Source organism: Mycobacterium sp., assembly GCF_046095365.1.
Classification (GTDB): Bacteria; Actinomycetota; Actinomycetes; order Mycobacteriales; family Mycobacteriaceae; genus Mycobacterium.
Genome location: NZ_JBJTJF010000014.1, coordinates 1 through 26,908, shown reverse-complemented (window position 1 = coordinate 26,908; position 26,908 = coordinate 1). Strand labels below are relative to the sequence as shown.

Genomic DNA, 26,908 nt, shown 5'->3' with positions numbered 1-26,908 from the left:
GCTACTCCTCGGAGAGCTGGAATTCGACCATGGCGCTGACGGTTTCGATCGCGTCGGTCACCACACCCACCCGCTCGGCCAGACTCGGTGCGGCCAGTACGGCGTAGCGGTCGGCCGCACCCATCGGTACCCGGGAAGCCAGGGCGTAGAGGTGACGGGACGGGTCGTCGGCGATGTCGGGGTCGACCGCCAGCGCGCCGGGTGCCAGCGCCAGGCCGCGGGCTTGGGCCACCCTCTGGTACAGCGCGAGGATGCGGTCCATGACCTCGCCGATCTGCTCCGGGCCGACCGGCGGTCCCGGCTCGTCCGGCCACGGCTCGATCGCGGCTCGCGGATAGGGGTCGTCGGGCAGCCAGCGCAGCACCCGGATGCGCTCCCCCATCACCGCGATCAACTGGTAGAGACCCATCCCGAGATCGGCGTGCTCGGTGATGCGCGCCAGCGCACCGACGTCGCTTCGGGAGTCGCCGCCGCCGACCTCCAGGCCCCGGCTGATCAGCACCACGCCGAACGCCGGTTCGGGCGCGGCCAGACAGTCCTGGACCAGCCGTCCGTAGCGCGGTTCGAAGATCCGCAGCGGCAGGGTCTCGCCCGGCAGCGGTGCGGACTGCAGCGGGAACATCGGGACCTCGGCGCTGTCCACGGCGCTACCTCGCGGCTCCCCTGACGACGTCCTTGACCGCGACACCGGGGTCGACGAAGGTGCACAGCCCGGCCCCGAGGTCGACCCAGGCCTCCGGGGCGATCGCGACCAGCCGGTTGCCGGCCTCGCCGATCGCGGTCATCACCCTGAGCCGGTCGGGCTTGTCCATCGTCAGATAGTCACCGCATGTGGTGGCCAGCATCGCCGCACCTTCGGTGATCCCGGCCTGTCCGGGCGTGGCGATCGGGGTTCCCTCGATCGCCCTGCTGCAGCCCCCTGCCAGCAACGCCACTACCAACAGGACCGGGACCGTTCGGCAGCGGGTCACGCGGCTCTCCTCACGTATCGAGCCTCACACATCGAGTTCTCCGACCAGTGCGTCGACCACGGCGCGCAGGTCCCCGCCGTGTTCGGCGGCCACTCGGCGCTGCCGTTGATAGGACGCGCCGCGCCGGGGAATCTCGGCGACCGCCGCCAGCTCGTCGGCGCAGTGCAGCGACTCGGCTACCGGGGCCAGCCTGGTCAGCAGATCGTCGAGGTCATCGGTGACCAGCCGCTCATTGCTGTCCGCGTCGAGGATGATGATGGCGTCCAGCCCGTATCGGGCGGCCCGCCACTTGTTCTCCTGAACATGCCAGGGCGGCATCACCGGCAGCTGTTCCCCGGCCTCCAACCGGCGGTCGAGATCGACGATCAGGCAGTGCGTCAGCGCCACCAGCGCGGCCAGCTCGGCCAGATTGGAAACCCCGTCGAGAACACGGACCTCGACAGTGCCCAGCTTCGGCGAAGGCCTGATGTCCCAACGGACTTCGTTGATCTGGTCGATGATGCCCGTCTTCTTCTGGTCGTGCACGAATCGCTCGAACTGACGCCACGTCTCGAACTGGAACGGCAGCCCGGCCGTCGGCAGTTGCTGGAACATCATGGACCGATTACTGGCGTAGCCGGTGTCCTCTCCGGCCCAGAACGGCGACGACGCCGACAGGGCAAGAAGGTGCGGGTACTGATTGAGCAGCGAGGAGATGATCGGCATCACCTTGTGCGCCGAGGAGACGCCGACGTGAACGTGCACACCCCAGATCAGCATCTGACGGCCCCACCATTGCGTGCGTTTGATCAGCTCGGCGTAACGCGGCGCGTCGGTGAGCTTCTGTTCCGACCACTCGGCGAACGGGTGGGTGCCGGCGCAGAACAGCTCCATTCCGCGTTCGCGCACAACGGCGTCGGTGGACCTCAGGGTGGCACGAAGGTCGGCCATCGCCTCATCGACGGTGTCGCAGACACCGGTGACGACCTCGATTGTGTTGCGCAGCAGTTCCTTGTGGACGTGCGGAGTCTCGCCGATGTCGGCGATGACCGCCGAGGCCTCGTTGCTCAGGTCGCGGGTGCAGGCGTCGACCAGCGCGAACTCCCATTCGACTCCCAGTGTCGGCCGCGGCGAGCCGGCGAAGTCGATCCGGCCGGGCCGCGCGTCAACCGGCGCGGATGACACCGCAGGCGACCCGCTTGCCGCCGTCGCCGGTGGCAAGCGTGGTTTCGTCCGGCGGCGGGGAGCCGTTGGACTGCTGGTAGCGGTCGGCCGGGATGTTGGCGAAGTTGTCGGCGTTGGCGTGGATGATGATCGCCGTCCCGTCCCCGGACATCAGGTCCGCCTTGTCGATGGCATTGGTGGTGGTCACCAGCATGGCCGCACCGTCTCCGCGCACCTCCAGCGAAGCCAGGTCACCACCGTGGTTGGGGTGCCCGCCCTGACCGCCGCCCTGGTAGTGACCGCCGGCGGACAGGAAGTCGCCGGGAGCGCCACCGTTCGGCGCCACCGAGTTGACCTCGCACTTGCCGATGTCGTGGATGTGCAACCCGTGGAAGCCGGGAGAGAGTTGGCCCGGGGTGGTCGTCTGCACCGTGACGGTGGCGAACGCGCCGTCGTCTTTGAACTCGATGGTGGCCGCGGCGATCTGATTGCCGTCGGGTCCGTTGATCTGGGCGGTGAGGGTGTCGGCCGGCGCGGCGGGGGGCGCGGCGGCCGGCCCGGGCGCGGCAGGGCCCGCCTCGCCGTGGACGTCGCTCGTGGTCACCGGCGCCGGCGAGCCCGTCCAGATCGCCGGCGTGGTGCCGGGCTGCGTGGCGATCGGCTCGTCGGCCGAACATCCGCTCAGCGCGGCGACCGGGATGAGGACGGACAGTGCGGCGAAGGCGCGCAGGCCAGCGGAATTCACCATGGGGCTGAGCCTAGCCCGTCGCCAGCCGCTAACCGGTCACTAACACAATCACGCCGGGCGGCTGCTCGGCGATGTCGGGGATGCGCGGCGCCACCGGCGCCTCCAGAACCTTCCCGACCGCGTCGGCGGCGGCCTGTTCGCCCTCGGCGGCACCGAAATAGACGGTGGTGGCGGCGACGTCTGCAGCGGCGATCGTGGCCGCTTCGGTGACGTTCCAACCGGCCTCCCGCAGCCGATCCGCGGTCCGGGCGGCGGCCGCGTCGTCTCCGGCCACGCTGTAGACCCGGACATCGGCCATCGGCGCGGGCGGTCTGGTGGTGGTCGTCGCGGTGATCGCCGGGGCGTCCTCGGCGGTGTCCGTGCCCGACGTCATCGCCTGGAACCCGACCAGCAGGAAGATCACTCCGAGGAAGAGCAGCACCATCACCATGGCGCGCAGGGGAAGCCCGGAGGAGTCGGGAACGCGCTCGTTCATCGTGGCTACTGTATCCGCGCTAGTCCCGGGGCACACCGTGCCCCGGCCCCGCGGGCACGGTCAGGGGACCTCGAAGCCCAGCCGGCGGGCCGCGCGGGCCTTCTGCCGGCTGGCCCGCAGCCGACGAAGACGCTTGACCAGCATGGGGTCGGCCGCCAGCGCCTCCGGCCGGTCCACCAGAGCGTTGAGAACCTGGTAGTAGCGGGTCGCGGACATCGCGAAGAGCTCCTTGATCGCCTCTTCCTTGGCGCCGGCGTACTTCCACCACTGGCGCTCGAACGCGAGGATGTCGTACTCGCGCCGGCTCAGCCCGTCGGGCAGTTCGGCGTCGTCGATCGCCCGTTCGGCTCGTGCCGTGGCGCCGTCCATACGATGCGTGAGCCCTTTCAGCGAATGACAGACCTGTGGTTCGGGGCCATTCAACCACGTCCCGTTCGAATGGCACGGCACCGGACCCCGCGCGTCGGCTCACTTTAAGCTTGCCGTTCATGGCAGTGCGACCCATCGTGATCCTCGGCGACCCCGTTCTGCACAACCCGACTGCGCCCGTCCCTGTCGGGCCGGACGGAACACTGCCGCCGGAGCTGGCCGACCTGATCTCCGACCTGTACCAGACCATGGACGCGGCGAACGGAGTCGGTCTGGCCGCCAACCAGATCGGGGTGAGCCTGCGCCTGTTCGTCTACGACTGCGCTGACGAGCGCGGCCGGGGCAGTCGGCGCCGCGGGGTGGTGATCAACCCGGTCCTTGAGACCTCGGAGATTCCCGAGACGATGCCGGACCCGGAGACCGACGACGAGGGCTGCCTTTCGGTTCCGGGAGAGTCGTTCCCGTGCGGCAGGGCCACCTGGGCGCGAGTCACGGGACTCGACGCCGAGGGTAACCCGGTGTCCCTGGAGGGCACCGGCTTGTTCGCCCGGATGCTGCAGCACGAAACCGGGCACCTCGACGGGTTCCTGTACGTGGATACGCTGATCGGCAGGCACGCCCGCGCCGCCAAGAAGAAGGTCAAGGCCAACGGCTGGGGCGTGCCCGGCCTGTCGTGGATGCCCGGTGACATTCCGGATCCCTTCGGGCACTGACGTTTTCGAGACTGACATCCGATGACCGGCTTGCGATTCGCCACTTGGAACGTCAATTCGATTCGAACCCGGGTTGACCGGGTCGTCGACTGGATGCAGCGCGCCGAGATCGACGTGCTGGCCATGCAGGAGACCAAGTGCAACGACGACCAGTTTCCGGCCATGCCATTCCTCGGCGCCGGGTACGAGGTGGTGCACTGCGGGCACGACCAGTGGAACGGCGTCGCAATCGCATCCCGGGTCGGATTCGACGACGTTGCGGTGGGTTTCGACGGCCAGCCGAGGTGGGACGGACGCGACGAGGCCCGCGCGCTGGGGGCCACCTGCGCCGGCGTGCGCGTGTGGAGCCTTTACGTTCCCAACGGAAGGACCCTCACCGACCCGCACTACCGGTACAAGCTGGATTGGCTTGCCGCACTGCGCGAGACCGCCGGGGCCTGGCTGGCCGAGGATCCGCGGGCGCAAATCGCGCTGGTCGGCGATTGGAACATCGCGCCCCGCGACGAGGACGTCTGGAGCATGGAGTTCTTCCGCGACAGCACCCACGTCACCGAACCGGAGCGACGCGCGTTCGCCGCCATCGAGGATTCCTTCCCCGATGTGGTGCGGCCCTTCACTCCGGGGCCGGGGGTCTATACCTACTGGGATTACACCCGGCTGCGCTTCCCCCGCCGCGAGGGCATGCGGATCGACTTCATCCTGGCCTCCCCGGCGCTTGCCGGGCGGGTGGTCGACGCAGTGATCGCCCGCGACGAGCGAAAGGGCGGCAAGGACCGGATCGGCTCGCCCAGCGATCACGCCCCGGTCTTCGTCGAACTGACCGCTACCTGACGGTCGGCGGGCTGACCTCGACGAGCATCTTGCCGATGTTGGCCCCGGTGAACAGACCGTTGAGCGCGTCGACGCACGAGTCGAGGCCGGGCAGGATCGTCTCCCGGTGGACCAGTCGGCCCTCCTGACCCCAGCGCCGCAGGTTCGCGAAAGCCTCATCGAACCGGTCCCACATGGCCAGCGCGTTGAAACCCTGCATGGACGCCGTCCTGGCGAGCAGGTTGACGTAGTTCGACGGCCCGGGATGCTCACCGGTCAGGTAGCTCGATATCACCCCGCACAGCACCACCCGGGCCTGCGGCGCCAGCCGGCCGAGCACCGCATTGAGGATCTCCCCGCCCACATTGTCGAAGTAGACGTTCACACCGCTCGGGCAGTGCGCTTTGAGCGCGGCCGCCACATCCGCGTTCTTGTAGTCGATGCAGGCGTCGAACCCGAACTCGTCCACCACCACCCGGCACTTGTCCGGGCCGCCCGCGATGCCCACCACCCTGGCTCCGGCGATCCCGGCGATCTGCCCCGCTATGGAACCCGTGGCCCCCGCCGCGGCCGAGACGACGACGGTCTCACCGGGACGGGGCCGTCCCACCTCCATCATCCCGAAATAGGCTGTGGCACCGCCCGAGCCGTAGACCGACATGATGGCCGCCTGGTCGGTCTCGCCCGGAATGGGCGTGCTGAAGACGTCATCCCGGATGATCACGTATTCCTGGAAACCCGTCAGGGAGGTGACGATGTCGCCGACTTGGTAGGCGGGGCAATGGGATTCGACGACCTCGCCGACACCTGCCGCACGGATCACCTCCCCCAGCGCGACCGGCGGCAGGTAGCCGGGCTGGTCGTTGAGCCAGGTGCGGACCGCCGCATCAAGCCCGACGTAGGTGGTGCGCAGCAGCGCCTCGCCGGCCACCGGACGCGGGGCCGGCGCGGTGACGACTTCGGTGTCGTCCGGGCCGACCAGACCCGTCGGCCGACGGCGCAGGACGACCTGGCGATTGGTCAGTCCCGCGGTCATGTCTAGAAATTACCCGGGTCGTGGCGAAGGTCGCCGCAGCAGCGGGTCCGTGGCAGGACTTACCGGTGAAGCGCCTAACATGGCCGGGTCGGCCGATGTGCCGGCGAGTCAGTAAGGACAGACCTGATTTCAGCGGGAGTGATGTGAACTCCTTCCTGCCCCTGGCCCGGCCAGGGCGAACCCCGGTGCGGGTGCTCACGATCGGCGGTTCGGATTCCGGTGGCAGCGCCGGCCTGCAGGCCGACTTGCGCACCTTCGCTCTGCTGGGAGTGCATCCGCTGGTCGCGGTGACCGTGGTCACCGTGCAGAACTCGCTGGGCGTCAAGGATTTTCACCGAATTCCGACCGATGTCGTCACCGGGCAGATTCAGGCGGTCGCCTCCGACATCGGGGTGCAGGCCGCGAAGACCGGGATGCTTGCGTCCGAGGAGATCATCGAGGCGGTGGCCGACTGCCGGGGCACACTCGGTGCGGCCGCTGGGGTTCCGTTCGTCGTCGATCCGGTCTGCGCCTCGGCGGACGGCGATCCGCTGCTGGGCGCGTCGGGCCTGAACGCACTGCGCACCAGGCTGCTCCCGCTGGCCACGCTGGTCACCCCGAATCTCGACGAGGTCCGGTTGCTGGTCGGTGTCGAGGTGGTCGACGCCCGATCCCAGCGCGAGGCCGCCAAGGCTCTGCACGACCTCGGCCCGCGGTGGGCATTGGTCAAGGGCGGCCACCTGCGCTCCGCCGGGGACAGCCCCGATCTGCTCTACGACGGCAACGACTTCCACCGGTTCGACGCACCGCGGATCGGCACCCGCCACGACCACGGTGCCGGTGACACCCTGGCAGCCGCCGTCACCTGCGCGCTGGCACACGGCTACCCGATGCCGGAGGCGGTCGCGTTCGCCAAGGCGTGGGTCACCGAGTGCCTGCGCTCGGCGTACCCGCTGGGCGCCGGCCGCGGGCCGGTCTCGGCACTGTTCCGGCTGCGATGACGATCGACGCCATCGCCGGGGTCGCGCATGAACCGGCCGGGGTGCCCGCCGGGGTGGTGGTGCTGACTCACGGCGCCGGCGGCAGCCGCGAGTCGCCGCTGCTGATGCGCCTCTGCGATGAGTGGGCGCACCGTGGCTGGCTGGCGGTCCGCTACAACCTTCCCTACCGGCGGCGTCGCGCCAAGGGACCACCGTCGGGATCGGCGTCGGCAGACCAGGCCGGGATCGCCGAGGCGATCGCGCTGGCACGCTCGATGAAGCTGGGTCCGGTGATCGCCGGCGGGCATTCCTACGGCGGGCGGCTGACCTCGATGGCGGTGGCGCGGCAACCCGGCGACGTCACCGCCCTCACCCTGTTCTCCTACCCCCTGCACCCGCCCGGGAAACCGGAACGGCTGCGCACCGGGCACTTCGGTGACATCTCCGTGCCCACCGTGTTCACCCACGGCAGCTCCGACCCGTTCGGAACCCTCGAGGAGTTGCGCGCGGCGGTGGCACTCATCCCGGCGGCGACCGACATCGTCGAGGTCGCCGGGGCACGACACGATCTGGGGTCCAAGGTCCTCGATGTCGCCGCGCTGTCCGTGCAGGCGGCGCTGAGCGTCTCTACCGCCGGGTAACTCGGGTACCGTCGGGCTCATGACCGAGCAGAACTACGACGTCATCGTCGTCGGAGCCGGCTTCGGTGGCATCGGCGCGGCCATCGCGCTCAAGCGCCTGGGCATCGAGAACTTCGTGCTCCTCGACCGGCTCGACGACCTGGGCGGGACCTGGTACGTCAACCACTACCCCGGGCTGGCCTGCGACGTGCCGACCACCACCTACTCCTACTTCTTCGAACCGAACCCGAACTGGTCGCGGCTGTTCTCCACCGGTCCGGAAATCAAGCGGTACGCCGACGACGTCGCCGACAAGTACGACGTTCGCCGCCACATCCGTTTCAACACGACCGTGGAGGGCGCCCGCTGGGATGAGGAGTCGCTGCTGTGGCGGGTGGCGCTGGCCGACGGCAGCACGCTGAGTGCCCAGTTCCTGATCACCGCCACCGGGTTCCTGTCCCAGCCGCACACCCCGGACATACCAGGCATCCACAGCTTCGAGGGCAGGATCATCCACACCACCGCGTGGGACGACGACTTCGACCCCGCCGGTCATCGGATCGGTCTGATCGGCACCGGAGCCACCGCTGTGCAGCTGATCCCCCAGCTGGCGCGCAACGCCGGCGACCTGACGGTTTACCAGCGCACGGCGATCCATGTGGTGCCCAAACTCGACTTCGCCTTCCCGGTTTGGGCGAGAAGGCTTTTCGCCCGCCTGCCGCTGGCCCAGCGCGCGGTCCGGGCCGTGACCGACGCCATCTACGAGTTCTTCAACTACGTGGTGCTGCACCAGGGCCAATTCTTCTATCGCCGGCTCGACATCGGCGGTGCCGATGTGGCAAAGATGTACCGGTTCGCGGTCGTCCGCGACCCGGAGTTGCGCCGCAAGCTCACTCCACCCTACGACCTGGGCTGCAAGCGCCCGACCTTCTCCAACAGCTACTACCGCGCCTTCACCAAGCCCAATGTGCACCTGCAGGACAGCGGTATCGAGCACGTCGAGCCGCACGCCATCGTCGCCAATGACGGCACCCGAACCGAGATCGACACCCTGGTGCTGGCCACCGGTTTCGATTTGTGGGAGGCCAACATCCCCGCGATCGAGGTGGTCGGCCGCGACGGACGTAATCTCGCAAAGTGGTGGCGGGAGAACCGATTCCAGGCGTATCAGGGAGTCTCGATCCCCTACTTCCCCAACTATCTGAGCCTGGCCAGCCCGTACGCGTTCATCGGGTTGAACTTCTTCAACACGATGGAGTACCAGATGAGGATCATGGACCGTCTGCTGAGCGAGGTCAGGAAGCGCGGCGCGCGGACCTTCGAGGTCACCGAGGAGGCCAACGCGCGCTTCCTGGACCAGATGATCGAGAAGGTCGGCAACTCGGTGTTCGCTCTCGGCCACTGCGCCGATGCGCGGTCCTACTACTTCAACCCGCACGGCGAGGCGACACTGCTGCGGCCGATGACCGCCAGGGCCTCGATCCGGATGGCGTCGGAGTTTCCCTTGAGCGACTACAGCTTCGCCTAGTCTTCAGATTTCCAGCACCGTCGAAAGGACCCGCCCATGTCGGCAAAGATCCCCGTACTCGGCGTGGCGCTGGCGGCCACGGGGCTGTCCCACTTCGCCAAACCGCAGATCTACGACGCGATGACCAAGCTGGCGTTTCCGGACGACACCCGCCGTCACGTCTACATCGACGGTGGCGTCGAGACGGCGCTGGGTCTGGGCCTGGCTGTTCCGCAGACCCGCAAGGTCGCCCTCGCGGGCCTGGCGGGCTATCTCGGCTATCTGGGCTACAACGCGGTCCGAAACCGCCGTTAGCGGCCGTTTCCTCCCACTGTGAGCGCAGCCGACCACGCACCTCTGCAGCGCCGGCTCGGAACCGCCGACGCGGTGGTGATCGGGCTGGGCTCGATGATCGGCGCCGGGGTGTTCGTCGTGTTCGGTCCGGCTGCGGCGGCGGCCGGCTCCGGCCTACTGGTCGGGCTGGGACTGGCCGCCGGGGTGGCGTACTGCAACGCGTCGTCGTCGGCCCGCCTGGCCGCCCGCTATCCACTGTCCGGCGGGGCATACGTCTACGGCCGCGAACGTCTCGGCGAGTTCTGGGGCTACCTGGCCGGATGGAGTTTCGTCGTCGGGAAGATGGCCTCGTGCGCGGCGATGGCGCTCACCGTGGGTCTCTACCTGCTGCCCGACCACGCCCACGCGGTGGCCGTCGCCGCGGTGGTGTCGCTGACCGCCGTCAACTACCGCGGCGTCCAGAAGTCCGCGCTGCTGACCCGGGTGATCGTGTCCGCGGTCCTGGCGGTGCTGACCGGGGTGATCGCGGCAGTGCTGCTCAGCGGCCGCGCCGACCCGTCCCGGATCTCGCTGACCGGCGGCGACGCCGGCGGAGTGCTGCAGGCGGCCGGACTGCTGTTCTTCGCCTTCGCCGGCTACGCCCGCATCGCCACCCTCGGCGAGGAGGTTCGCGATCCGGCCCGCACCATCCCGCGCGCGATCAGAACGGCGCTGGCGATCACCCTGGCGGTGTACGGGACCGTCGCCGTCACAGTGCTTTCGGTGCTCGGCCCGGATCTTGCCCGGTCCGCCGCGCCGCTGGCCGATGCCGTTCGCGCGGCCGGTGCGGACGGGCTCGCACCGATCGTGGCCGTCGGCGCGGCGATCGCCGCTCTGGGCTCACTGCTGTCACTGATCCTCGGCATCTCCCGCACCGGCCTTGCGATGGCTCGTGACGGCCACCTGCCGTCGGCGCTGGCCGCGGTTCACCCGCGGTTCGGAGTGCCGCACCGGACCGAACTGGCGGTCGGCGCACTGGTCGCGGTGGCAGCCGCCATCGCCGATGTCCGCTCCGCAATCGGCTTTTCGTCCTTCGCGGTCCTGGTCTACTACGCGATCGCCAATGCCTCGGCCTGGACACTGAGCCGATCCGCGGTCCCGCGAATCACCCCCGCGATCGGGTTCGCCGGCTGCCTGCTGCTAGTGGTCACCCTGCCGCGCGGAGCCGCACTCGCCGGCCTCGGGGTCCTGCTGCTCGGCGCGGCGGTATGGACGGTTCGGCGGCTGCGGTAGCAGATAGCCCGCCCTCACTGCGGGGCGATCACGTGCCGGGTCCGGTCCTCGCGTGCGGGTATCCCGTTGCGGCCGTCCAGGTTCTGCGCATAGACACCGACCGCCCATGCGACCCCGCCGCCGTTGATGGCCAGGGCGGTGCGGTCGATGTGCTCGAGGGTGTCGGTGTCCTGGTGGTAGTTGGGGTCGAACGGGGCGTTGGGCGTGCCGCCCCACATTTCGGCCTGCTGCGCACTCTTCTCCTCATCGGCGCCGGAGAACAGCCCGCCGGCCGGAATACCGGCCATGGTGAACCCCTCGTAGTCCGAGCGGCCGTCGAATCCGGTGTCCTGGGCTACCTTTCCGGCCGCCCTGAGGTACTCGACGAAGCTTCGCTCGATTCCGGGCGAGCCCTCGGGGATCCGGGGCGGTTTGTCGTCGCGACCCAACTTGGTCGACTGGTCGCCGTCGTAGGTGAAGTACCCCGGATTGGGCGACCCGAGCATGTCGAAGTTCAGATACAGCGCGATGTCTTTGAGTTCTTCGGCGCTGAGGGAGGCGACATACTTCTTCGAACCGACGATTCCCACCTCCTCGGCCCCCCAGAAACCGAAGCGGACGGCGTTGTTCACCGGAGGCTCGCTGCCGAGTTGTACCGCGGTCTCCAGAACGGCGGCCACCCCCGAGCCGTTGTCGTTGATGCCGGGTCCGTCGGGAACGCTGTCCAGATGACCGCCAACCATGACCACGTTCTGCGTTGAGCCGGTCCTGGTCTGCGCCAGGACGTTTCGAACCGAAATGGTTCGGGTCGACGCCTCCAGTTTGATCGTGGCCGGACCGGGGGCCGCACGCAGTCGAGCCCCGTCGGCTTTGGAGACGCTGATGACGGGGATCTTGGCGTCGCCGTCCTCGCCCAGAGTGCCACCCATCTTCTCCTCGTCGACGTTGTCGGCGATGACCGCAGCCACAGCGCCCAGTTTCGCCAGGATCGACTGCTTGTCGGCGAAAGTGCAGCTGCCGCGGTCGACGAGGATCACCGCACCCTTGACCGGCAGACCGTTGTAGTCCGACGGCGCGCAGCCGGGCGTCGGCTCAGCAGGCGCGGCGACGAGCGGGCCGCTGACGCCGCCGGCGGGCGTCCCGGCGCTGAATTGCAGCACCCCGGCTTTGACCGCGGCGCCGTCGACCGTCAGGGACGGGTCGCCGTGCTCGAACATCCGGGTCTGGAACTCGGGGGTCTGGACGTCGAATCCGCGTTCCCGGAGCACTCCCACCACATAGTCGACGCTGGCCTCGTAGCCGGGTGTGCCGATCGCGCGGTTGCCGCCGTGGGCAGTGGCGATGTCCTGCAGCCGGGCCAGATGCCCGGTCATGGCATCGCCGGTCACCCGATGGCTCAGCTGGGCGGCGAAATCCTTGGCCGCCTTGTTCTCGACCATAGGTTGGGCGCCGACGGCCGGCCGGCTGCAGCCGGCCGCGGCGGCTAGCAGAACGGCGAGCACGGCCGTGATCGAAGTTCGCCTCACTGGCACAGGTTAGACGCTGCCGGTGCACCCCGGCCCGCCCGGAGAGCCGGCTCAGGTGGTCGCGCAGCGACCGATCCCGGCCGCCGGGCACCAGGCGAAGATCTCCGGCTCGACGAGGACGGTGTGCGGTTGTTGCCTGGGGCAATCGTGCGGCGGCGCCGCGGCTACGGTGCGCAGCCCCGCCCAGCTGCGCGCGAATGCCGGATGAAGGGGAAGGTGGGTCACCTCGTCCTCGGGTACCCAGCGCAGCTCCGAGCTCTCCCGGTTCGGCACGGTTTCCAGGAGTTCGCAGGCGTCGGCGACGACGGTGGTGTAGGTCCAGATCGCGCCGCCGGGACCGGGGACCGTCGCGGTGACGACACAGGTGCGGACGCGGATCCGGTCGGCGAGCAGGCCGGCCTCCTCCTGCGCCTCCCGCACCGCGGCCTCCTCCGCATGCTCGTGGCTGTCCAGCGCGCCGCCCGGCAGCGCCCAGGTCCCGCCCTGGTGACTCCACGGCGCCCGGTGCTGAAGCAGGACCGCCGGAGACCCGTCGTGCCAGGGCGCCCGCAGCAGGAGCCCGGCGGCGCCGTGCACGCCCCAGTGGTAGGTGCCGAATTCCGACACCACCCAGCCGTCGCCGTCGCCTCGCACGGGTTTCAGGATAGGCGCGCCACGCCGAGACCGGTCTGGCCGATCACGCGCCATCCCTTGCTGCTGCTCTTAGACTTTACTCATCTAGATTTCAGGCTCCACCGGGAAGCGAGGTTGGCGTGCGGTGACCGTCGAGCTGGCGCATCCGTCGACCGAGCCGTTGGCCCAGCGGACGGCGACCGAGCCTGCTCACCCGTGGTGGTGGTTCGTCAACACCACCCCGGGGCGGATCCTGACGATCGGCGTCATCCTGGCCACCCTGGGGATTCTCAGCGCGTTCGCGATCTCCACCACCATCAACGAGCGTCAGCACCAGCTGACCACCGTGCTCGATCACACCGAACCCCTCGCCTTCTCCGCCGGCCAGCTCTACACCACCCTGTCGGTGGCCGACGCCGCCGCGGCGACGGCGTTCATCGCCGGCTCCGAACCCCGTGCGGTACGGCAGCGCTACGAGCAGGCGATCACCGAGGCGGCGGTGGCCGTCACGCGGGCTTCCAGCGGGCTGACCGACCCCCCTCTGGTGGAGTTGCTCAGTCGGATCAACGCGCGGCTCGCCGTCTACACCGGGTTGATCGAGACCGCCCGCACCAACAACCGGATGGGCAATCCGGTCGGGTCGTCGTATCTCTCGGAGGCCTCGGGGCTGATGCAGGACTCGATCCTGCCCGACGCCCAGCGGCTGTACGAGGCGACCTCGGCACAGGTGGATGCCGAGACCACGGCCTCGGCATCCATCCCGGCCCCGGTGATCATCGTGGTCGCCGCGACGCTGGGATTCGGCCTGTTCACCCACCGCTGGCTGGCCCGCCGCACCAAACGACGGGTCAACATCGGCCTGGTCGCCGGCGGATTGGCGATCGCGGTGATGATCGTCTGGGTGGGGACCGCCCTGGGCGTGTCCACCGCCGGCAGCCGGGCGGCCAAGAACACCGCCGCGGACTCGCTGCGCACCGTGACAAACCTGGCCATCACCGCACAGCAGGCCCGGGCCGACGAGACCCTGTCGCTGATCAGGCGCGGCGACGAGGACGTCCGCAAGCGGTCTTACTATCAGCGCGTCGACCAGATGCGCCAGCAGATCCGCGACTACCTCGCGCGCAACGACACCGTTGACAAGAGCGGGCTGGCTCAGGCCGATCAGCTGCTGCTGAGGTGGCGGCAGGCCGACGAGCGGATCAACGACTACATCGCCGTCGGCAACTATCAGGCCGCCACCCAGGTGGCGCTGGGCACCGCCGAGGACGATTCAACCCCGGCCTTCGACAAGCTCAATGACGCTCTCTCCCAGGGGATCCAGCAGAGCAGAACCCAGCTGCGCGGCGATATCCTGTCCGCGCGCCGGGTGCTGTCGGGTACGACGGTGGGCGGTGCGGTGCTGTCGCTGGGGGCGGCCCTGGCGGTGGCGCTGGGCCTGTGGCCAAGAATGAGCGAGTATCGGTGATGAGCGCTCGCGCGAAGAACAGACAAAAGACGATGAGCGCTCGCGCGAAGAACAGACAAAAGACGATGAGCACCCGTGCCAGGAAAGTCCTCGCCGCCGTCGTCACCGCGACCACCGTGGCCGCCTGTGGCCAGCCCGCCGAGCCCCCGTCCCCGCCGATGCTCAGCCTCGCCCCACCCAGCCCGGCCGGAATGCAGCAGTTGCCACCCGGACCCGCTCAGCCCGCCGACACCAGTCAGGAGAACTGCGACCGCACCGCCAGCCTGCGGCCCTTCCCCACCGCGGAACAGGCCGACGCCGCGGTAGCCGCCATCCGCGACCGCAAGCGCCTGCTGGTCGGACTCGACGTCGGCAGCAACCTGCTCTCCTTCCGCGACCCGATCACCGGCGAGATCACCGGTTTCGACGTGGACATCGCCGGGGAGGTGGCCCGCGACATCTTCGGAACGCCGAGCGCGGTGGAGTACCGGATCCTGTCCTCGGCGGACCGCATCACCGCTCTGCAGAGGAACACCGTCGACATCGTCGTCAAGACGATGACCATCACCTGCGAGAGGCGCAAGCAGGTGAGCTTCTCGACCGCGTACTTCATTGCCTCCCAACGAATCCTGGCGCCTCGGGAGTCGGACATCGCCCAGCCGTCGGACCTCTCCGGGAAACGGGTCTGCGTCGCGAGCGGGACGACCTCGCTGCGCCGGGTGCAGGAGCTCGACCCGCCGCCGACGATCGTGACGGTGGTGAGCTGGGCGGACTGCCTGGTGGCTCTGCAGCAGCGCGAGGTCGACGCGGTCAGCACCGATGACGCGATCCTGGCCGGTCTGGTGTCGCAGGACCCCTACCTGCACATCGTCGGACCGGATATGGCCGAACAGCCCTACGGGATCGGCATCAACCTGACCAACACGGGCCTGGTCCGTTTCGTCAACGGCACGCTGGACCGGATCCGCGCCGACGGGACCTGGGACACCCTGTACCGCAAGTGGCTCACCGTGCTCGGTCCGGCGCCCGCGCCCCCGGCCCCGAGGTACGTGGACTGATGAGCACCGAGCAGCAGGACGTCGACGTCGGCACCCAACCGGCCGCCGCTGCCGACCTGGGCATGGACTCCGCCTCGACGATGCGGGCGATGTCGACGCAGGCGGTGTTCCGCGCCTTCCTCGACGATCACGGGGAGGGGTCCGTCCGCAGCGAGCCGATCGAGATCGACGAACCGACGCTGGCGCGTCCTGTCTCGCCAACCCGCCGGCTCGGTGGCGGAATGGTCGAGATCCCCCGGGTTCCGGAGATCGACCCGCTGTCGGCACTCATGGTCGATCCCGTTGTGGCGGAGTCCAAGCGGTTCTGCTGGAACTGCGGCCGACCGGTGGGCCGCTCCCGAGACGGGCGCCCCGGGGAGTCGGAGGGGTTCTGCCCGAACTGCGGGAGCGCCTTCTCGTTCCTGCCGCAGTTGAGCCCCGGCGACATGGTGGCCGACCAGTACGAGATCAAGGGCTGCGTCGCGCACGGCGGGCTGGGCTGGGTGTACCTGGCAGTCGACCACAACGTCAACGAGCGGCCGGTGGTGCTCAAGGGACTGGTCCATTCCGGCGACGCCGAGGCCCAGGCCATCGCGATGGCCGAGCGACAGTTCCTCGCCGAGGTGGCCCACCCCTCGATCGTGAAGATCTTCAATTTCGTCGAGCACGCCGACTCCCGCGGCGAGCCGGTCGGCTACATCGTCATGGAGTACGTCGGCGGCAAGTCGCTCAAACCGGTCAGGGGCCAGCGACTTCCGGTCGACGAAGCGATCGCCTACATGCTCGAGATCCTGCCGGCGCTGGGCTACCTGCATTCAATCGGCCTGTGCTACAACGATCTCAAGCCGGAGAACATCATGGTCACCGAGGAGCAGTTGAAGCTCATCGACCTCGGTGCGGTGTCCCCGATCAACTCCTTCGGCTACCTCTACGGGACGCCTGGCTACCAGGCCCCGGAGATAGTCCGTACCGGACCGACGGTCGCGACCGACATCTACACCGTGGGACGTACCCTTGCGGCACTCACCCTGAGACTGCGAACCCGGGAGGGCCGCTACGTCGACGGACTGCCCGACGACGACCCCGTACTGGCCAAATACGACTCATTCGCACGCCTGTTACGCCGCGCGATCGACCCTGATCCACGCCGGCGCTTCGCCAGTGCCGAGGAGATGGGCTCACAGTTGCTGGGCGTGCTGCGCGAGGTTGTCGCGGCTGACACCGGGATCCCCCGACCGGGCCTGTCGACGGTGTTCACCCGCACCCGCGCCGCGTTCGGCGTTGAGTTGCTGGTCGCGCACACCGATGTCTATCTCGACGGTCTCGTCCACTCCGAGAAACTGACGGCGCCGGAAATCGTTATGGCACTTCCCGTTCCGCTGGTCGACCCGACCGACGTCGCGGCCACCGTGCTTTCCGCCACCGTGCTGTCCCAACCCGTGCAGACCCTGGACTCGTTGCGGGCCGCACGACACGACAGCCTGGACTCCGACGGGGTGGACCTGGCGGAGTCGGTGGAACTGCCTCTGATGGAGGTGCGCGCGCTGCTGGACCTCGGCGACGTCGCCAGGGCGGATCGCAAGCTGGAGGCGCTGGCCGAACGAGTCGGTTGGCGGTGGCGGCTGGTCTGGTTCAAGGCGGTGTCCCAGCTGCTCAGCGGTGACTACGCATCGGCGACGAAGCACTTCGCCGAGGTGCTGGACACCTTCCCGGGCGAGCTCGCCCCGAAGCTGGCGCTGGCCGCGACGGCCGAGTTGGCCGGCACCTCCGACGAACGACCGTTCTACGAGACGGTATGGCACACCGACAACAACATCATCTCGGCGAGCTTCGGGCTCGCCCGGGCGCAGTCGATCGAGGGGGATCGCAAGGGCGCCGTGACCACACTCGACGAAGTCCCGGTCGGCTCAAGGCATTTCACCACCGCCCGGCTGACCAGTGCGGTGACGCTGCTGTCCGGCCGCTCAGCTCACGAGTTGTCCGAGGAACAGATCCGCGACGCCGCACGCCGGGTGGAGGCACTGCCCGACACCGAGCCGCGCGTGCTGCAGATCCGCGCGCTGGTGCTCGGCACCGCTATGGACTGGATCACCGATCACACGGCAAACCCCCTACCCATCCTCGGCTTCCCGTTCACCGACCACGGGCTGCGACTCGGCGTGGAGGACTCGCTTCGCAGCCTGGCCAGAGTGGCCACCAGCCAGTCGCACCGCTACGCGCTGGTGGACCTGGCCAACGAGGTGAGGCCTGTCACGACCTTCTAGATCACCGTGGCACTGGCCCGGGCGATGGCCAGCTCCTCGTCGGTCGGGATGACCAGAACCGTGGTCGGCGACGTACCGGTGGAGATCCGGCGCGCGCCGCGTTCGCCGCTCTCGTTGAGACCGTCGTCGATTTCGATGCCCAGCCCGCTCAGTCCGCGCAGCGCGTCGCGGCGGACGATCGCCTGGTTCTCCCCCACCCCGGCCGTGAAGCTGATCACGTCGGTGTGGCCGAGCAGGACGAGGTAGGCGCCGATGTACTTGCGGAGCCGGTGGATGTACACGTCGTAGGCGGTCTGTGCGACCTCGTCACCGGATTCCATCCGGCTCTGGATCACCCTCATGTCCACGTCGCCGGACAGGCCGAGCATCCCCGAGCGACGGTTGAGCATGGCCTCGATCTCATCGAGGCTCATGCCGGCGGTCCGCCACAGGTAGCTGATCACCCCGGGGTCGACATCGCCGGAGCGGGTTCCCATCACCAGGCCCTCCATCGGGGTGAGGCCCATCGTCGTGTCGACCGGCTTGCCGGCCGCGATGGCCGACGCCGAGGCCCCGTTGCCCAGATGCAGCACGATCTGGTTGATCGAGTCCACCGGCCTGCCCAGGAACTCGGCGGCCGCCCGGCTGACGAACTGGTGCGAGGTGCCGTGAAAGCCGTAGCGCCGGATACGCCACCTCGCCGCCAGCTCGCGGTCGATCGCGTAGTTGGCCGCCGAGGCGGGCAGATCGTGGAAGAACGCGGTATCGAATACCGCGACGTGCGGCAGATCCGGAAGCACCTTCCTGGCCACCTCGATGCCCAGCACCGCCGGCGGGTTGTGCAGGGGCGCCAGCGGCGCGAGTTCCCGGAGCTCGTCGACCAGCGTGTCGTCGATGACGGTGGGCCGGTAGAGGTTCGGCCCGCCATGCACGACCCGATGGCCGACAGCCACCAGCCCGAGCCTGTCCAGGCTCTCCCCTGCCTCGGCCACCAGGTCGAAGGCCAGCCGCAGCGCGGCCTCATGGTCGGCGATCCGGCCCTCGCGGACGATCTGGTTCTCCCCGAGTCGCAGTTTGGCCTTGGATGCGTCCTCACCGATGCGTTCGACGATGCCGTCGAACACTGAGCGACCCGAATCCGGTTCGATCAGTGAGTATTTCAGCGAGGAGGAACCCGAGTTGAGGACCAGCACGGTTCCCGCCATCAGTGCTCCTGAGCCTGGATCGCGGTGATCGCCACGGTGTACACGATGTCCTCCACGAGCGCTCCTCTGGAAAGGTCGTTGACCGGTTTGTTCAGGCCCTGCAACACCGGGCCGATCGCCACCGCGCCGGCACTGCGCTGCACGGCCTTGTAGGTGTTGTTGCCGGTGTTGAGATCCGGGAAGATCAAGACTGTCGCGCGGCCGGCGACGGGCGAGTCGGGCATCTTCGACGCCGCGACACTCGGCTCCACCGCCGCGTCGTACTGGATCGGCCCCTCCACGAGCAGTTCGGGTTGACGTTGGCGGACGAGTTCGGTTGCGGCCCTTACCTTGTCGACCCCGGCACCACTGCCGGACTCCCCGGTGGAGTAGGACAGCATGGCCACTCTGGGCTCGATGCCGAACTGCGCGGCGGTGCGGGCCGAGCTGATGGCGATGTCGGCGAGTTCCTCGGAGGTCGGGTCGGGGACGATCGCGCAGTCGCCGTAGGCCAACACCCGGTCGGACAGGCACATCAGGAAGATGCTCGACACCGTCGAGCAGCCGGGCTGGGTCTTGATGATCTCGAAGGCGGGCCGGACGGTGTGGGCGGTGGTATGAGCGGCTCCGGAAACCATGCCGTCGACGATGTTGTTGTGCACCAGCATGGTGCCGAAGTAGGAGACGTCTTGGACGATCTCCCGTGCCTGCTCGAGCGTCACTCCCTTCTTCTTGCGAAGCTCGGCGTACTGCTCGGCGAACTGCTCGCACAGTTCGCTTGTCTTCGGGTTCATCACCGTCGCCGCGGAGAGGTCGGCGCCCAGTTCGGCCGCGCGGGTTCGGATCTGGCTTTCGTCGCCCAGGATGGTCAGCTCGGCGATGTCCCGGCGCAGCAGCCGGCCCGCGGCCAGCAGGATCCGGTCGTCGTCACCCTCGGGCAGCACGATGCGCTTCCGATCGCCGCGCGCGCGCTCCATCAGCTGGTAGGCGAACATCTGCGGGGTGGTCACCGTCGGGATGGGGATCGCGAGTCGCTCCAGCATGTCGGCGATGTCGACGTGGCGGTCCATCAACTGCAGAGCGGTGTCGATCTTTCTCTCCGAGTTCGCCGTCACCCGTCCCTTGGCATTGGCGACCGCACTGGCGGTGGGGTAGGTGCTCAGCTCGGTGGCGATGATCGGCAGCCGCAACCCCACGCCGGTGACCAGCCGGGCGATCTCGCGATGCAACGGCAGTCCGCCGTTGAGGATGATCGCCGACAGCGACGGGAAACCCTCCGCCGCATGGGCGCTGGCGACGGCCAGGACGACGTCGGAGCGGTCACCGGGAGTGATGACGACCGCCCCCTCCTGCAGCCGCTCCAGAACGTGTTCTGCCATCATGCCGCCGACCATCACGTGCATCACCTCCCTGCCCAGCAGGGTGGCGTCGCCGTGCACCAGGCTGCCGTTGACCGCGGTGAGCAGCTCTCCTACGGTCGGGGCGACCAGCAGCGGCTCCTCGGGGATGACGTAGACCGGGGCACCGAGGTCCGCACAGGCCTTGGCGACGGCCGCCATCTTCGACGGCTCGCACCGGTTGGCCACCACCGCCGCGGTGTGGGCGTGCTGGGCGGCAAGCTCGTCGATGCACAGCTCGATCGCCTCGGCGATCTCCCCGGGCGTGCGGCCGAAAGCCCGCACCGACAACACGACCGGGGCGCCGAGGTTGACCGCTATGCGGGCGTTGACGCTCAACTCGGTGGGGGTGGCCACGTCGGTGTAGTCCGAGCCCACGATGACCATCGCGTCGCAACGGGAGGCCACCGCGTGGTAGCGGTCGACGATGTCGGCGATCGCGGCGTCGCAGTCCTCGTGCAGCCGCTGATACGTGACCCCTATGCAGTCGTCGTAGGACAGGCCCGCGTTGCTGTGGGAGAGCAGCAGTTCCAACACGTAGTCGTGTTCCTCGTCGCGTTCCCCGCGACGGGTGATGGGCCGGAACACCCCCACTTTGGGCACCACTGCGGAGAGCCGGCTGACGATGCCCAGCGCAATGGTCGACTTGCCGGTCTCGCCTTCGGGAGAGGCCACGTAGATCGAGTTCGGGCCGGTCGAGATGGGATCTGCTGTCACGACGACAGCATCCCTCAACCTGGCGGGCTATTAGCCCAGTTTGCGCAACCGGGGCAGCAGGTCCCGCTCGAACAGTTCCAGGAAGCGGCGCTGGTCGTTGCCGGGGGCGTGGAAGACCAGGTGATTGAGTCCCCAGTTGACGTAGTCGGCCACCTTCTCCACGGCCTCGTCGGGATCACTGGAGACGATCCAGCGCCGGGCCACCTGCTCGATGGGCAGCTCGTCGGCCAGCCGCTCCATCTCCATCGGGTCGGAGACGGTGTGCTTCTGTTCCGGCGTCAGCGACAGCGGGGCCCAGAACCGGCAGTTGTTCAGCGCGGCCTCGGGATCGGGATCGTAGGAGATCTTGATCTCGATCATCTTGTCGATCGCGTCGAGGTCGCGCCCGGCCGCCTCGGCACCCTCCCGCACCGCCGGAATCAGCTTGTCGGTGTAGAGCTCCGCACCCTTGCCGGACGTGCAGATGAAACCGTCCCCGGCGCGGCCCGCGTACTTGGCCACCACGGGTCCGCCGGCGCCGATGTAGACCGGCACCCCGCCCTCGGGCACGTCGTAGATGGAGGCGCCCTTGAGGTGGTAGAACTCGCCGTCGAAGTCGACCCGTTCGCCCCACCACAACTCGCGCATGAGCTTGACCGATTCGCGCAGCCGGGCGAAGCGTTCCTTGAAGTCCGGCCATTCGACGATCGCCCCGGTGGCTATCTCGTTGAGAGCCTCGCCGGTGCCCATCCCGAGGACCACCCGGCCCGGGTACAGGCACCCCATGGTGGCGAACGCCTGGGCGATCACCGCGGGGTTGTAGCGGAACGTCGGGGTGAGCACCGAGGTGCCCAGGACGACGCGCTGGGTGCGCTCCCCGACGGCCGTCATCCACGACAGTGCGAAGGGGGAATGGCCGCCCTCGTGGCGCCACGGGTTGAAGTGGTCGCTGACCCAGACGCTGTCCATGCCGTGCTCTTCGGCGAGCACTCCCAGTTCGACCAACTCGCGCGGACCGAACTGCTCGGCCGACGCCTTGTATCCCAGCTTCAAATCCGCCATCAGACGTTTCTACTCCACCGCCCTACACTCGGGCGATGGCCCCGGCGTTGACCGCTGTCACCGACAACGTGCATCTGGCCCGCACGCCGCTGGTGAACTGGACCCTGGTCAGCGACGATTCCGGGGTCATGCTGATCGACGCCGGCTTTCCGGGCAATCGTGACGATGTTCTGACATCCCTTGCGGCTCTGGGCTTCGCACCGGCGGATCTGCGGGCGATCCTGCTGACCCATGCCCACGTCGACCACCTCGGAACGGCGATATGGTTCGCCAGGACACACCACACCCCGGTCTACTGCCACCGCGACGAGGTCGGGCACGCCAGACGCGATTACCTGCAGCAGGCCTCCCCGGCCGCCCTGGCGATGCGGGCCTGGCGGCCACGCTGGCTGGCCTGGTCGGCGCAGGTGGCGCTCAAGGGCGGCCTGGTGCGCGACGGGATCCCGTCGGTCCGGGCGCTCAGCGACGACGTCGCCGCGGCCCTGCCCGGCCGGCCGGTGCCCCTTCCCACCCCGGGGCACACCGGCGGGCACTGCTCCTACCTGGTGGATCGCGTGCTGGTCACCGGGGACGCACTGGTGACCGGGCACCCCCTGCTGCGGCGCACCGGCCCGCAGCTTCTGCCCCCGCTGTTCAACCACAGCGAACCGGAGTGCCGGCGCAGCCTGCAGGTACTCGGCGAGGCCGGCACCGACACCCTCGTCCCCGGCCACGGCGAGGTGTGGATCGGTCCGATCCGCGAAGCCGTCGGCCGGGCCACCGCCTACAGTTCGGCCCCATGAGGAAGATCGCCACCACGACCGCCGGGGACGCCATCAGGGGCCGGACGATCGCCATCACCGGTGCGGCCCGCGGCATCGGCCTGGCCACCGCCCGGGCGCTGCTGGAGCGCGGCGCGCGGGTGGTGATCGGTGACCGCGACGTCGCACTGCAGGAGTCCGCTGTGGCTGCGCTGGGCAACTCCGGCCCGGTGTCGGGATACCCGTTGGACGTCGCCGACGCCGGATCGTTCGCGGCGTTTCTGGACAAGGCCCGCGCCGACGGCGGCGGGCGCATCGACGTGCTGGTCAACAACGCCGGTGTGATGCCGGTGGGCCCGTTCCTCGACCACACCGAGCAGGCCGTCCGCTCGGCCATCGAGGTGAACTTCTACGGGGTGATCAACGGCTGCCGGTTGGTGCTGCCGGAGATGGTCCGGCGCGGCAGCGGGCACATCGTCAACATCGCGTCGATGGCCGGCATGCTCGCCGTTCCGGGTCAGGCCCTCTACGCCGGAACCAAGTTCGCCGTCGTCGGCCTGTCCACCGCGCTCGCCGACGAGTTCGCCCCGCAGGGTGTCCGGATCAGCTGTGTGATGCCCAGCTTCACCGACACCGAACTGATCTCCGGGACCGTGACCGGCGGCATGACCAAGCCGGTGCGGCCAGCGGACATCGCCGCGGCCGTGGTGCGAACCTTGGACAGGCCGAGAACCGCTGTCTCCGTTCCTTATCCGCTTCGCTTCATCGCGGCGGCGACCGCCTTCCTGCCGCCGAGGGGACGGCGTTGGCTGTCGGACCGAATGGGCACCAGCCGGGTGTTCCTGGATTTCGACGCCGCTGCCCGCGCCGACTACGAACGGCGCGCCCAGTCGGCTACCGGCGTGGTGGAGGGGCCGGGATAGCCGGCCCGCGCGGGTTCAGTCCGGACCGGGACTGAGTACCTTCTCGAAGGCCAGCGGGTACGCCTCGCCGCCGGCCCGCGGTTCGGCGAGCCGCCTGTAGCCGGCCGCGGTGTAGAGGGCCTCGGCCTCGGGTTGCCGATCTCCGGTGGTGAGGTAGACCCGGCGATAGCCCAGCGCGGCGATCCGGGATTCCAGTTCCGCCAGCAGGATTCGTCCGTAGCCGCGGCGCCGGTAACGGCTGTCGGTCCAGATCCGTTTCAGCTCGGCCGTCGGGTCTGAATCGACGAGTCCGAAGCGGCGGAAGGCGCCGCCGGTGACCGGTCGGCCGTCCAGCAGCCCGATCAGCATGGCTCCGTCCGGCGCAGCGAATTCCGCGGGCGGGTGGCCCCGTAACCAATCCAGCATGCGCGCCTCGGCGACGTCGTACCTGGTGGAGTACTCGACGGCGAGTTCGGCGATGAGGGGCGCTGCCAGCTCGTCGTCCTGCCCGGCCTCGACGAAAACCAGACCCTCCACCTCAGTCCAGCGCCGGGCGCGGCAGGCCGGGCCGGTAAGCCTCCAGCGCGGCGATGTGGTCTGCCAGTCCGTCGGGGTCCAGCGCGTAGGCGTCATCGTCCTCGCCGAATCCGACCAGCGCCGCGCCGAACTCCAGCACCACCTCGTCGTCGTCCTCGCTGACGATGATCCACACGCGGGTGACCGGTTCGCGGTTCTCGTCGGCGAACTCCGCCGCCGAGGGCGGGTAGAACCAGCTGACGAGGTGATCGGAGTTCTCGTTGTCCAGTACCCATCCCCGGGCCGAGATCCACTCGTCGATGCCGCCCAGCGCCTCGGAGATCTCGTCGAACTCCTCGTCGGCCGCGAGCATCTCCTCGAACACCGGTTCCGGGATCCAGTTCGAGTCGCGGGCCGCATGACGCTTGCGGCGGCGGGCCTGCTTGGCTTGCGACTTCCGCGACATGTCAGCTCAGCGCGCGGTCCAGGTCGGCGATGACATCCTCGGTGCCCTCCAGGCCGACCGAGATGCGCACCACGCCGTCGCCGAGCCCGATGGCCGCCCGGCCCTCGGGGCCCATCGCCCGGTGGGTGGTGGTGGCCGGGTGGGTGATCAGCGTCTTGGCGTCGCCGAGGTTGTTGGAGATGTCGATGATCGACAGCTTGTCGAGCACCTCGAACGCACGCTCCTTGCCCCGGCCCGCGGGTGCGTCCAGCTCGAAGGTGACGACGGTTCCACCACCGCTCATCTGGCGCTTGGCCAGATCGTATTGCGGGTGCGAGGGCAGATGCGGGTAGCGGACCCAGCGCACCGACGGGTGGCCTTCGAGGAATTCGGCGACCCGCTGGGCAGAGGCGTTGCTGTAGTCGACCCGAACCGACAGCGTCTCAAGGCCTTTGAGCAAGACCCAGGCGTTGAAGGGGCTCAGTGCCGGGCCGGTGTGGCGCATCAGGGTCTGCACCGGGCCCTCGATGTACTCCTTGTCGCCGAGGATCGCCCCACCGAGCACCCGGCCCTGGCCGTCGATGTGCTTGGTGCCCGAATAGATCACCACGTCGACTCCGAGCGGGAGGCCCTGCTGCAGCAGCGGCGTGGCGAAGACGTTGTCCAGCACGACCTTTGCCCCCGCGGCGTGAGCCATCTCGGTCACCGCGGCGATGTCGACCAGCGACTGCATGGGATTGGACGGTGTTTCGAAGAACACCGCCGAGGCCGGTTCGCTCAGCGCCCGCTCCCACTGATCGAGGTCCTCGCCGTCGACGAAGACCGTCTGCACCCCCCAGCGCGGCAGGATCTCGTTGCAGACCACGAAGCAGGAGCCGAACAGGCTGCGGGCGACCACCAACCGGTCGCCGGCACCCAGCAGGGCGCCCAGGCCGGTGAACACCGCGGCCATCCCCGATGCGGTCGCGAACGCGGCCTCGGCCCCCTCGATAAGCCGCAGCCGCTCCTCGAACATGGCGATGGTCGGGTTGCCGTAGCGGGAGTAGACGAAACGGTCCACCTCACCGGTGAACGCCTTCTCGGCCTCGCCGGCCGAGGCGTACACGTAGCCGGAAGTCAGGTAGACGGCTTCGGCGGTCTCCTCGAAACCCGAGCGCAGCAGCCCGCCGCGCACCCCGAGGGTGGCCTGGCTGACCCCGTCGGGCAGTGCGGCCGGGACCCGGACCGAGGGCACCTCCGGGTTGGTCATGACTGCTTCCAGGGCAGGCCCTCCGCGCGCCAGCCGGCGGCGCCCCGGTGGTGATGCTCGTCGAGTTGTCCCTCGAAGCCCTCCAGCATGTTGTAGGACGGCCCGATACCGGCCGCGGTGGCGGCTTCGGCGGCCGGGATCGAGCGGTTGCCGGAACGGCACAGGAAGATCACCGGGCGCTCGCCGGGGGTGACTCCGGCGGCGATCAGGTCGGCCACGAAGCTCTCGTTGCGCCCCTCGGCGGTGTTCCACTGCACGAACACCACCTCCCGGCCGAGGCTGGACAGGTCGGGCACGCCGACCCAGTTCCATTCGGCGGCGGTGCGCACGTCGACGAGCACCGAGTCGGGATTGCCGCTCAGCAGTTGCCAGCTCTCCTGCGGGGTGATGTCTCCGGCGTAACTCACATTCCGAGTCTGGCACACCACAGCAGGGCTTTCCGAGCGGCCCTGAGCCCGGGCCGGGGCTACCGCGGCCCGGGCGAGCAGACCTTCCAGCCGCCGTTCTCCCGCACGAAGGTCATCGGCGAGGCCACCTTGTCGTCGCCGGCCTTCTCGAAGTGGTAGACCACTGTGGCGGTGGCGCGGTCACCGGTGACGGAGACGTCCTTGACGTCGTCGACGTAGCGGGCGCCCCTGGCCGAGGTGGTGTCGCGCTGGGCGGTGATCACCCCGCTCTCGGAGCCCTGCTGGGCCGTACAGGTGAAGCTGCGGAAATCGGCGTAGTCCTGCCGCTGCAGCGCGTCGTTCTGCCCCACCGCGGCCCGGCGCACGGCGACCTCGTCGGGAAGCGCGCTGCCGCCGCGGACCATTCGCAGCGCGAAGACCGCGATCAGGGCCACCCCGACGACCGCCAGCGCGGTCAGGATGGGCATCAGGCTGGCCCGGTTCTCGGCGGGTTCGGTCATAGCTGCACAGCATCCCACCCCCCTACCCCCCCCCTCCCACCCCCGGGGCCCG

The 26,908-nt window shown here is 69.0% G+C and carries 29 protein-coding genes; 12 read left to right on the top strand and 17 right to left on the bottom strand.

Annotated elements, in window-relative coordinates; translation table 11 throughout:
* Nucleotide 1 precedes the first annotated feature (1 nt).
* From ACKOQ4_RS01055 to napA, 6 genes are read right to left on the bottom strand one after another with little or no spacing between them, the layout of a single operon-like run.
* Nucleotides 2-622, bottom strand: a complete 621-nt coding sequence (locus ACKOQ4_RS01055) for an LON peptidase substrate-binding domain-containing protein (protein WP_526288000.1) — start codon at nt 620-622, stop codon at nt 2-4.
* Between the two features lie 25 nt (nt 623-647).
* Nucleotides 648-971: a hypothetical protein gene (locus tag ACKOQ4_RS01050; RefSeq protein WP_526287946.1), complete on the bottom strand. Its 324-nt coding sequence runs from the start codon at nt 969-971 to the stop codon at nt 648-650.
* A gap of 24 nt (nt 972-995) precedes the next feature.
* On the bottom strand, nt 996-2,135 hold the full coding sequence (locus tag ACKOQ4_RS01045; RefSeq protein ID WP_526287944.1) for a glutamate--cysteine ligase: 1,140 nt from the start codon (nt 2,133-2,135) through the stop codon (nt 996-998).
* Entirely contained in the window at nt 2,116-2,862 is a 747-nt protein-coding gene (sodC, locus tag ACKOQ4_RS01040) for a superoxide dismutase[Cu-Zn] (protein ID WP_526287942.1), read from the bottom strand. The genes ACKOQ4_RS01045 and sodC overlap by 20 nt, the downstream gene beginning before the upstream one ends.
* Before the next feature lie 28 nt (nt 2,863-2,890).
* Nucleotides 2,891-3,337, bottom strand: a complete 447-nt coding sequence (locus ACKOQ4_RS01035; protein ID WP_526287940.1) for a LytR C-terminal domain-containing protein — start codon at nt 3,335-3,337, stop codon at nt 2,891-2,893.
* Between the two features lie 60 nt (nt 3,338-3,397).
* Nucleotides 3,398-3,706, bottom strand: coding sequence for a nucleoid-associated protein NapA (napA, locus tag ACKOQ4_RS01030; protein ID WP_526287938.1), 309 nt, complete (start codon nt 3,704-3,706; stop codon nt 3,398-3,400).
* 119 nt (nt 3,707-3,825) lie between these two features.
* Here napA and ACKOQ4_RS01025 point away from each other — a divergent pair, with 119 nt between their 5' ends.
* The gene (locus tag ACKOQ4_RS01025; RefSeq protein ID WP_526287936.1) at nt 3,826-4,419 is read left to right on the top strand and encodes a peptide deformylase; all 594 of its coding nucleotides are present in this window, start codon (nt 3,826-3,828) and stop codon (nt 4,417-4,419) included.
* A 30-nt stretch (nt 4,420-4,449) separates the two neighbouring features.
* Nucleotides 4,450-5,250, top strand: coding sequence for an exodeoxyribonuclease III (locus ACKOQ4_RS01020; RefSeq protein ID WP_526287934.1), 801 nt, complete (start codon nt 4,450-4,452; stop codon nt 5,248-5,250).
* Here ACKOQ4_RS01020 and ACKOQ4_RS01015 read toward each other — a convergent pair.
* Nucleotides 5,243-6,265: an NADP-dependent oxidoreductase gene (locus tag ACKOQ4_RS01015; RefSeq protein WP_526287932.1), complete on the bottom strand. Its 1,023-nt coding sequence runs from the start codon at nt 6,263-6,265 to the stop codon at nt 5,243-5,245. The two genes, ACKOQ4_RS01020 and ACKOQ4_RS01015, sit on opposite strands and share 8 nt — an antisense overlap.
* A gap of 95 nt (nt 6,266-6,360) precedes the next feature.
* On the opposite strand from ACKOQ4_RS01015, the gene thiD reads away from it, so the two are divergent.
* Genes thiD through ACKOQ4_RS00990 form a run of 5 tightly spaced genes read left to right on the top strand, consistent with a single transcriptional unit; the run spans nt 6,361 to nt 10,917 of the window.
* On the top strand, nt 6,361-7,245 hold the full coding sequence (thiD, locus tag ACKOQ4_RS01010; protein WP_526287930.1) for a bifunctional hydroxymethylpyrimidine kinase/phosphomethylpyrimidine kinase: 885 nt from the start codon (nt 6,361-6,363) through the stop codon (nt 7,243-7,245).
* Nucleotides 7,242-7,865, top strand: coding sequence for an alpha/beta hydrolase family protein (locus tag ACKOQ4_RS01005; protein WP_526287927.1), 624 nt, complete (start codon nt 7,242-7,244; stop codon nt 7,863-7,865). The genes thiD and ACKOQ4_RS01005 overlap by 4 nt, the downstream gene beginning before the upstream one ends.
* 19 nt (nt 7,866-7,884) lie before the next feature.
* Entirely contained in the window at nt 7,885-9,372 is a 1,488-nt protein-coding gene (locus ACKOQ4_RS01000; protein WP_526287925.1) for a flavin-containing monooxygenase, read from the top strand.
* A 36-nt stretch (nt 9,373-9,408) separates the two neighbouring features.
* Entirely contained in the window at nt 9,409-9,666 is a 258-nt protein-coding gene (locus tag ACKOQ4_RS00995) for a DoxX-related protein (protein WP_526287923.1), read from the top strand.
* Between the two features lie 18 nt (nt 9,667-9,684).
* A complete protein-coding gene (locus tag ACKOQ4_RS00990) occupies nt 9,685-10,917 on the top strand; it encodes an amino acid permease (protein WP_526287921.1) in 1,233 nt (410 codons plus the stop codon).
* A 14-nt stretch (nt 10,918-10,931) separates the two neighbouring features.
* On the opposite strand, the gene ACKOQ4_RS00985 is transcribed toward ACKOQ4_RS00990, so the two are convergent.
* Together ACKOQ4_RS00985 and ACKOQ4_RS00980 are read right to left on the bottom strand one after the other, a co-directional pair.
* Nucleotides 10,932-12,422 carry a M28 family metallopeptidase gene (locus ACKOQ4_RS00985; RefSeq protein WP_526287919.1) on the bottom strand — a complete coding sequence of 497 codons (1,491 nt, stop codon included), beginning with the start codon at nt 12,420-12,422 and terminating at the stop codon, nt 10,932-10,934.
* Nucleotides 12,423-12,473: 51 nt separating this feature from the next.
* Nucleotides 12,474-13,055 (bottom strand): NUDIX hydrolase, encoded by a 582-nt coding sequence (locus tag ACKOQ4_RS00980; RefSeq protein WP_526287917.1) that lies wholly within the window; start codon nt 13,053-13,055, stop codon nt 12,474-12,476.
* A gap of 124 nt (nt 13,056-13,179) precedes the next feature.
* Between ACKOQ4_RS00980 and glnX the strand changes: the two genes are divergently transcribed.
* From glnX to ACKOQ4_RS00965, 3 genes are all read left to right on the top strand, one after another.
* Entirely contained in the window at nt 13,180-14,499 is a 1,320-nt protein-coding gene (gene glnX, locus ACKOQ4_RS00975; RefSeq protein ID WP_526287915.1) for a protein kinase G-activating protein GlnX, read from the top strand.
* A 65-nt stretch (nt 14,500-14,564) separates the two neighbouring features.
* A complete protein-coding gene (locus tag ACKOQ4_RS00970; protein ID WP_526287913.1) occupies nt 14,565-15,536 on the top strand; it encodes a glutamate ABC transporter substrate-binding protein in 972 nt (323 codons plus the stop codon).
* Nucleotides 15,536-17,779, top strand: coding sequence for a serine/threonine-protein kinase (locus ACKOQ4_RS00965; RefSeq protein WP_526287911.1), 2,244 nt, complete (start codon nt 15,536-15,538; stop codon nt 17,777-17,779). The genes ACKOQ4_RS00970 and ACKOQ4_RS00965 overlap by 1 nt, the downstream gene beginning before the upstream one ends.
* Here the strand turns inward: ACKOQ4_RS00965 and ACKOQ4_RS00960 are convergent.
* The 3 genes from ACKOQ4_RS00960 to fgd are packed head-to-tail and all read right to left on the bottom strand — an operon-like array spanning nt 17,776 to nt 22,097.
* Complete coding sequence (locus ACKOQ4_RS00960; RefSeq protein ID WP_526287909.1) at nt 17,776-18,963, bottom strand: acetate/propionate family kinase; 1,188 nt, start codon at nt 18,961-18,963, stop codon at nt 17,776-17,778. The two genes, ACKOQ4_RS00965 and ACKOQ4_RS00960, sit on opposite strands and share 4 nt — an antisense overlap.
* Nucleotides 18,963-21,056, bottom strand: a complete 2,094-nt coding sequence (gene pta / locus ACKOQ4_RS00955; protein ID WP_526287907.1) for a phosphate acetyltransferase — start codon at nt 21,054-21,056, stop codon at nt 18,963-18,965. Before pta ends, ACKOQ4_RS00960 begins: the two co-directional genes overlap by 1 nt.
* A 30-nt stretch (nt 21,057-21,086) precedes the next feature.
* Complete coding sequence (fgd, locus tag ACKOQ4_RS00950) at nt 21,087-22,097, bottom strand: glucose-6-phosphate dehydrogenase (coenzyme-F420) (RefSeq protein WP_526287905.1); 1,011 nt, start codon at nt 22,095-22,097, stop codon at nt 21,087-21,089.
* A 35-nt stretch (nt 22,098-22,132) separates the two neighbouring features.
* On the opposite strand from fgd, the gene ACKOQ4_RS00945 reads away from it, so the two are divergent.
* Together ACKOQ4_RS00945 and ACKOQ4_RS00940 are read left to right on the top strand one after the other, a co-directional pair.
* Nucleotides 22,133-22,879 (top strand): MBL fold metallo-hydrolase, encoded by a 747-nt coding sequence (locus ACKOQ4_RS00945; protein ID WP_526287903.1) that lies wholly within the window; start codon nt 22,133-22,135, stop codon nt 22,877-22,879.
* Nucleotides 22,876-23,760 carry an SDR family NAD(P)-dependent oxidoreductase gene (locus ACKOQ4_RS00940; protein WP_526287901.1) on the top strand — a complete coding sequence of 295 codons (885 nt, stop codon included), beginning with the start codon at nt 22,876-22,878 and terminating at the stop codon, nt 23,758-23,760. The genes ACKOQ4_RS00945 and ACKOQ4_RS00940 overlap by 4 nt, the downstream gene beginning before the upstream one ends.
* Nucleotides 23,761-23,775: 15 nt before the next feature.
* Here ACKOQ4_RS00940 and ACKOQ4_RS00935 read toward each other — a convergent pair whose 3' ends face one another.
* Genes ACKOQ4_RS00935 through ACKOQ4_RS00915 form a run of 5 tightly spaced genes read right to left on the bottom strand, consistent with a single transcriptional unit; the run spans nt 23,776 to nt 26,856 of the window.
* Nucleotides 23,776-24,276, bottom strand: a complete 501-nt coding sequence (locus tag ACKOQ4_RS00935; RefSeq protein ID WP_526287899.1) for a GNAT family N-acetyltransferase — start codon at nt 24,274-24,276, stop codon at nt 23,776-23,778.
* Between the two features lies 1 nt (nt 24,277).
* Nucleotides 24,278-24,721, bottom strand: coding sequence for a hypothetical protein (locus ACKOQ4_RS00930; RefSeq protein WP_526287897.1), 444 nt, complete (start codon nt 24,719-24,721; stop codon nt 24,278-24,280).
* Between the two features lies 1 nt (nt 24,722).
* Nucleotides 24,723-25,949: an O-succinylhomoserine sulfhydrylase gene (locus ACKOQ4_RS00925; RefSeq protein WP_526287895.1), complete on the bottom strand. Its 1,227-nt coding sequence runs from the start codon at nt 25,947-25,949 to the stop codon at nt 24,723-24,725.
* Entirely contained in the window at nt 25,946-26,356 is a 411-nt protein-coding gene (locus ACKOQ4_RS00920) for a rhodanese-like domain-containing protein (protein WP_526287893.1), read from the bottom strand. Before ACKOQ4_RS00920 ends, ACKOQ4_RS00925 begins: the two co-directional genes overlap by 4 nt.
* Nucleotides 26,357-26,415: 59 nt before the next feature.
* Nucleotides 26,416-26,856 (bottom strand): Rv0361 family membrane protein, encoded by a 441-nt coding sequence (locus tag ACKOQ4_RS00915; RefSeq protein WP_526287891.1) that lies wholly within the window; start codon nt 26,854-26,856, stop codon nt 26,416-26,418.
* Nucleotides 26,857-26,908: the final 52 nt, after the last annotated feature.

Coding starts and splice junctions, on each gene's coding strand:
- ACKOQ4_RS01035 (WP_526287940.1), bottom strand. CDS start 3,337: ATGAACGAGCGCGTTCCCGACTCCTCCGGGCTTCCCCTGCGCGCCATG.
- ACKOQ4_RS01005 (WP_526287927.1), top strand. CDS start 7,242: ATGACGATCGACGCCATCGCCGGGGTCGCGCATGAACCGGCCGGGGTG.
- thiD (WP_526287930.1), top strand. CDS start 6,361: ATGTGCCGGCGAGTCAGTAAGGACAGACCTGATTTCAGCGGGAGTGAT.
- ACKOQ4_RS01055 (WP_526288000.1), bottom strand. CDS start 622: ATGTTCCCGCTGCAGTCCGCACCGCTGCCGGGCGAGACCCTGCCGCTG.
- ACKOQ4_RS00995 (WP_526287923.1), top strand. CDS start 9,409: ATGTCGGCAAAGATCCCCGTACTCGGCGTGGCGCTGGCGGCCACGGGG.
- ACKOQ4_RS00940 (WP_526287901.1), top strand. CDS start 22,876: ATGAGGAAGATCGCCACCACGACCGCCGGGGACGCCATCAGGGGCCGG.
- napA (WP_526287938.1), bottom strand. CDS start 3,706: ATGGACGGCGCCACGGCACGAGCCGAACGGGCGATCGACGACGCCGAA.
- sodC (WP_526287942.1), bottom strand. CDS start 2,862: ATGGTGAATTCCGCTGGCCTGCGCGCCTTCGCCGCACTGTCCGTCCTC.
- ACKOQ4_RS00960 (WP_526287909.1), bottom strand. CDS start 18,963: ATGGCGGGAACCGTGCTGGTCCTCAACTCGGGTTCCTCCTCGCTGAAA.
- ACKOQ4_RS00970 (WP_526287913.1), top strand. CDS start 14,565: ATGAGCACCCGTGCCAGGAAAGTCCTCGCCGCCGTCGTCACCGCGACC.
- ACKOQ4_RS00965 (WP_526287911.1), top strand. CDS start 15,536: ATGAGCACCGAGCAGCAGGACGTCGACGTCGGCACCCAACCGGCCGCC.
- ACKOQ4_RS00945 (WP_526287903.1), top strand. CDS start 22,133: ATGGCCCCGGCGTTGACCGCTGTCACCGACAACGTGCATCTGGCCCGC.
- fgd (WP_526287905.1), bottom strand. CDS start 22,097: ATGGCGGATTTGAAGCTGGGATACAAGGCGTCGGCCGAGCAGTTCGGT.
- ACKOQ4_RS00915 (WP_526287891.1), bottom strand. CDS start 26,856: ATGACCGAACCCGCCGAGAACCGGGCCAGCCTGATGCCCATCCTGACC.
- ACKOQ4_RS00925 (WP_526287895.1), bottom strand. CDS start 25,949: ATGACCAACCCGGAGGTGCCCTCGGTCCGGGTCCCGGCCGCACTGCCC.
- ACKOQ4_RS00930 (WP_526287897.1), bottom strand. CDS start 24,721: ATGTCGCGGAAGTCGCAAGCCAAGCAGGCCCGCCGCCGCAAGCGTCAT.
- ACKOQ4_RS01015 (WP_526287932.1), bottom strand. CDS start 6,265: ATGACCGCGGGACTGACCAATCGCCAGGTCGTCCTGCGCCGTCGGCCG.
- ACKOQ4_RS01000 (WP_526287925.1), top strand. CDS start 7,885: ATGACCGAGCAGAACTACGACGTCATCGTCGTCGGAGCCGGCTTCGGT.
- ACKOQ4_RS01025 (WP_526287936.1), top strand. CDS start 3,826: ATGGCAGTGCGACCCATCGTGATCCTCGGCGACCCCGTTCTGCACAAC.